3 protein-coding genes are annotated in these 3,703 nt (G+C 69.7%); 1 reads left to right on the top strand and 2 read right to left on the bottom strand.

Annotation, left to right across the window (positions count from 1 at the left end; all coding sequences use genetic code 11):
* Positions 1–170: 170 nt before the first annotated feature.
* Both FV223_RS22590 and FV223_RS22585 read right to left on the bottom strand, forming a co-directional pair.
* Complete coding sequence (locus tag FV223_RS22590; RefSeq protein WP_147729092.1) at positions 171–365, bottom strand: hypothetical protein; 195 nt, start codon at positions 363–365, stop codon at positions 171–173.
* Between the two features lie 101 nt (positions 366–466).
* Positions 467–901 (bottom strand): MucR family transcriptional regulator, encoded by a 435-nt coding sequence (locus FV223_RS22585; protein ID WP_147729091.1) that lies wholly within the window; start codon positions 899–901, stop codon positions 467–469.
* Between the two features lie 606 nt (positions 902–1,507).
* Here FV223_RS22585 and FV223_RS22580 point away from each other — a divergent pair.
* A partial coding sequence (locus tag FV223_RS22580; RefSeq protein ID WP_187276213.1) for a S9 family peptidase occupies positions 1,508–3,703 on the top strand: 2,196 nt, incomplete at its 3' end.

Below are 3,703 nucleotides of genomic sequence, written 5' to 3'. Positions count from 1 at the left end.
GCCTCCGCGCGCGGCACGGCCACGGGGCGGGCGGTCCGGGCCTGAGGAGTTTTGTTCATGTTTTGTTCCCAACGCGAACGATCTTCGTCACGGCGAAGGAAACAGGAGAGTCTTGAAAATCGTCCTAGATCAAGACTTGACGGCCCGCGCGCTGTGGAGCGTCACGCAGCTCACGCCGTGGGTTGGGTCGGCGGATGCTTCAGCACCTCGGCGATCTCGTCCTCGGACTTGCCGCGAACGTCGTAGCCCATCGCGGCGAGCCGCTCGACCAGCCCGTCGCTGTCGGCCGCGGACCGGGCGGCCCACTCCGCCAGGACGTCGTTCGCCTTGTCGAGGTCGTCGGTGGGGATCTTGGGATCGCTCATCGGAACAGACCGCTCACGGGACAGGACTGAGGCAGTGCAAGGTTCGTTCCTCTGGCAGCGCGAGCGAAGCCGGGTGCGCCCCGGCTTCGCCTCCGGCCGCCTCAGGCGGCTTCGTCGTAGTTGCCGTTGCGGGTCTGGCCGAGGCCGATCGCCTTGGCGAGGTCTGAGCGGGCCTTGGCGTAGTTCGGTGCGACCATCGGGTAATCCGGCGGCAGGCCCCACTTGGCGCGGTACTGCTCGGGGCTCATGTCGTACTTGGCGCGCAGGTGGCGCTTGAGCGACTTGAAGGTCCGGCCGTCCTCCAGGCAGATGATGTGGTCCGCGGTGACGGACTTCTTCACCGGCACGGCCGGCGTCAGCGGACCGGCGGGGGCGGCCGCCTCGACCTGCCCGCCCGCGACCTGCACCAGCGAAGCGTGGACGCGGCCGATCAGCTGCGCCAGCTCGCCCGGGGGGACCGGATTGTTGCTGACGTAAGCCGACACGATGTCGGCGGCGAGTTCCACGTAATCGACCGTGGTGTCTGTGTCGTTCATGTTCGGCGATGTCCCCTGGACGCTGAGGCAGTCGACGCGTCCCGAGCGGCGCGGACCATCGGCCCCGACGTCTCGTGGTGCGATGCGGGCATTCCCGCAACAATGGTCGTCCTGCCCGCAAGTGCTGAGTGAAATGCGGCGACCCCTTTCGCCACGACATCTCAATAGGATATTTGCAGATCGGCCGCAAGTTGCTCGACGGCAGCTTGGATACGCAACGTCAACTATCCGGAAGAATATTTCAGCTTGCCGACATCGCTGAAACAGATGCCTACTCAAGGGCGAAGTGCTGGCGGCGAGTTTCGCTACCTCTGATTGCGCCTCCCTCGGCGGACGCCACGCCGCCGCCCGCCACCGAGAGCCTCGCGGCGAAAGCTGTCAAGCCAAGTCCTCGCCAAGTCCTCGTCCGCATCAAGCCCTCGTCCTCGCCAAGCCCTCGTCCTGGTCAAACCCTGGCGCGGCCGCGCTCGGCCCGGGCACCCCGTCCGCGCGATGCCCCGCCCGGCCAACACCATCCGATCGCGAGCGTTTCGACGCCGGGTCTTGTCCGGGAACGGGCCGCACGGCACATGCGCAGGCTCGAAGATTCTCCACGGGAAATTTCAGATGGCGTTCGAAACGGCTCACGTCCCGCCCGCATCCGACGCACCGAAGGCGCCGCGCCGGCCGCACAGCTACGTCGTCCATGGCCGCACCATCACCGATGACTACGCCTGGTTGAAGGCCGAGAACTGGCAGGATGTCCTCAAGGACCCGGCAGCCCTGCCCGCGGACATCGCGGACTACTTGAAGTCCGAGAACGACTACGCGCAGGTTGCGCTCGCCGACGCGGCGCCGCTGCGCAGGACCCTGGTCGCCGAGATGCGCGGCCGCATCCGCGAGGACGACAGCGGCGTGCCGACCCCGGATGGGCCGTTCGCCTATTACAACCGCCACCGCGACGGCGGCCAGCACCCGCTGATCTGTCGCCGGCCGACCGGTTCCGTCGACGACGCGGGGGCTGAAGAGATTCTGATCGACGGCGACGAGGAGGGCGCGGGCCAGGCGTTCTTCGAGATCGCCGGGGCCGCCCATTCCGACGACCACGCCCGCCTGGCCTGGGGCGCAGACACCAAGGGCTCGGAGCTCCACACCATCCGCGTACGCGACCTCGCCACCGGGACCGACGCGCCGGACCGGGTCGAGGCGACCTCCGGCGAGGCGGTGTGGTCGGCCGACGGCATGGGCTTCTGGTACGTGGCGGTCGACGCCAACCACCGGCCGGCACGGGTGATGTACCACCGCCTCGGCGCGGACCAGGCCGACGACCTCCCGGTCTACACCGAGCGCGATTCCGGGTTCTTCGTCCATATCGGGGCGACGCAGTCGGGCGGCTACCTCACCATCACCGCGAGCGACCACGAGACCTCGGAGGTCCACCTCCTGGACCGCGCCGCGCCGGACGGGCGCCTGCGCGTGGTGCAGCCGCGCGAGCCGCTGCTGATCTACTCGGTCGAGCATCGCGGGACGGATCTCTACATCCTCACCAACGCCGACGGCGCCGAGGACTTCAAGATCGTCACCGCCCCGGTGGCCGACCCGGGCCGGGCGCACTGGACCGACCTCGTGCCGCACCGCGCCGGCACCATGATCCGCCACCTGCACGTGCTCGCGGCGCATCTGGTCCGCCTCGAGGTGGAGAACGCCCGCCCGCGGATCATCGTGCGCGACCTCGCGACCCGCGAGGAGCATGCGGTGGCGTTCGCCGAGGAGGCCTACTCGCTCGGCCTCCAGCCCGGCTACGCGTTCGAGACGGCGACGATCCGGTTCGCCTACTCGTCCATGACGACGCCGACGGAGACCTGGGACTACGATTGCGCCACCCGCGCCCGGCTCCTGCGCAAGCGCCAGACCATCCCGAGCGGGCACGCGCCGGAGGATTACGTCACCCGGCGCCTGTTCGCGACCGCCGCCGACGGCGAGCAGGTCCCGATCTCGCTGCTGCACCGGCGCGACCTCGTCCTCGACGGGTCGGCGCCGCTGCTGCTCTACGGCTACGGCGCCTACGGCACGCTGATGCCGGCGGCGTTCCGCACCAACCTGCTGAGCCTGGTCGACCGCGGCTTCGTCTACGCCATCGCCCACATCCGCGGCGGCACCGAGAAGGGCTGGCGCTGGTACCTCGACGGCAAGCGCGAAAAGAAGCCCAACACCTTCTCAGACTTCGTCGCCTGCGCCCGGGCGCTGATCGCCGCGAACTACACGTCGGAGAAGCGGATCGTCGCGCATGGCGGCAGCGCCGGCGGCATGCTGATGGGGGCGGTGGCCAACCTCGCCCCCGAGCTGTTCGCCGGCATCGTCGCCGACGTGCCCTTCGTCGACGTGCTCAACACCATGCTCGACGCCGAGCTGCCGCTGACCCCGCCGGAATGGCCGGAATGGGGAAACCCCGCCGAGAGCGAGGCGGCGTTCCGGACGATCCTGTCGTACTCGCCCTACGACAACGTCGCGGCCAAGGCCTATCCGGCGATCCTGGCGCTCGGCGGCCTCACCGATCCGCGCGTGACCTACTGGGAGCCCGCGAAATGGGTGGCGCGCCTGCGCGCGACCATGACCGGCGGCGGCCCGGTCTTGCTGCGCACCAACATGGAGGCCGACCAGATCGAGCGCCAGCGCCGCCGCGCCCGGATCGAGATGGACAAGGCCCGCGCCGCCGCCCTCAAGGCCGCCACCGAGAAGGCCGCTGCGGAAAAGGCGGCCGCCGACAGGGCCGCGGCCGAGGAGGCCGCCCGCCAGCGTCAGGAACGGCGCGAGGTCGGCGGT

The sequence above is a fragment of the Methylobacterium sp. WL116 genome (genome assembly GCF_008039455.1).
In the GTDB taxonomy this organism is placed as follows: domain Bacteria; phylum Pseudomonadota; class Alphaproteobacteria; order Rhizobiales; family Beijerinckiaceae; genus Methylobacterium.
This window is presented reverse-complemented; position numbering and strand designations above follow the sequence as displayed.

Coding starts and splice junctions, on each gene's coding strand:
- FV223_RS22590 (WP_147729092.1), bottom strand. CDS start 365: ATGAGCGATCCCAAGATCCCCACCGACGACCTCGACAAGGCGAACGAC.
- FV223_RS22585 (WP_147729091.1), bottom strand. CDS start 901: ATGAACGACACAGACACCACGGTCGATTACGTGGAACTCGCCGCCGAC.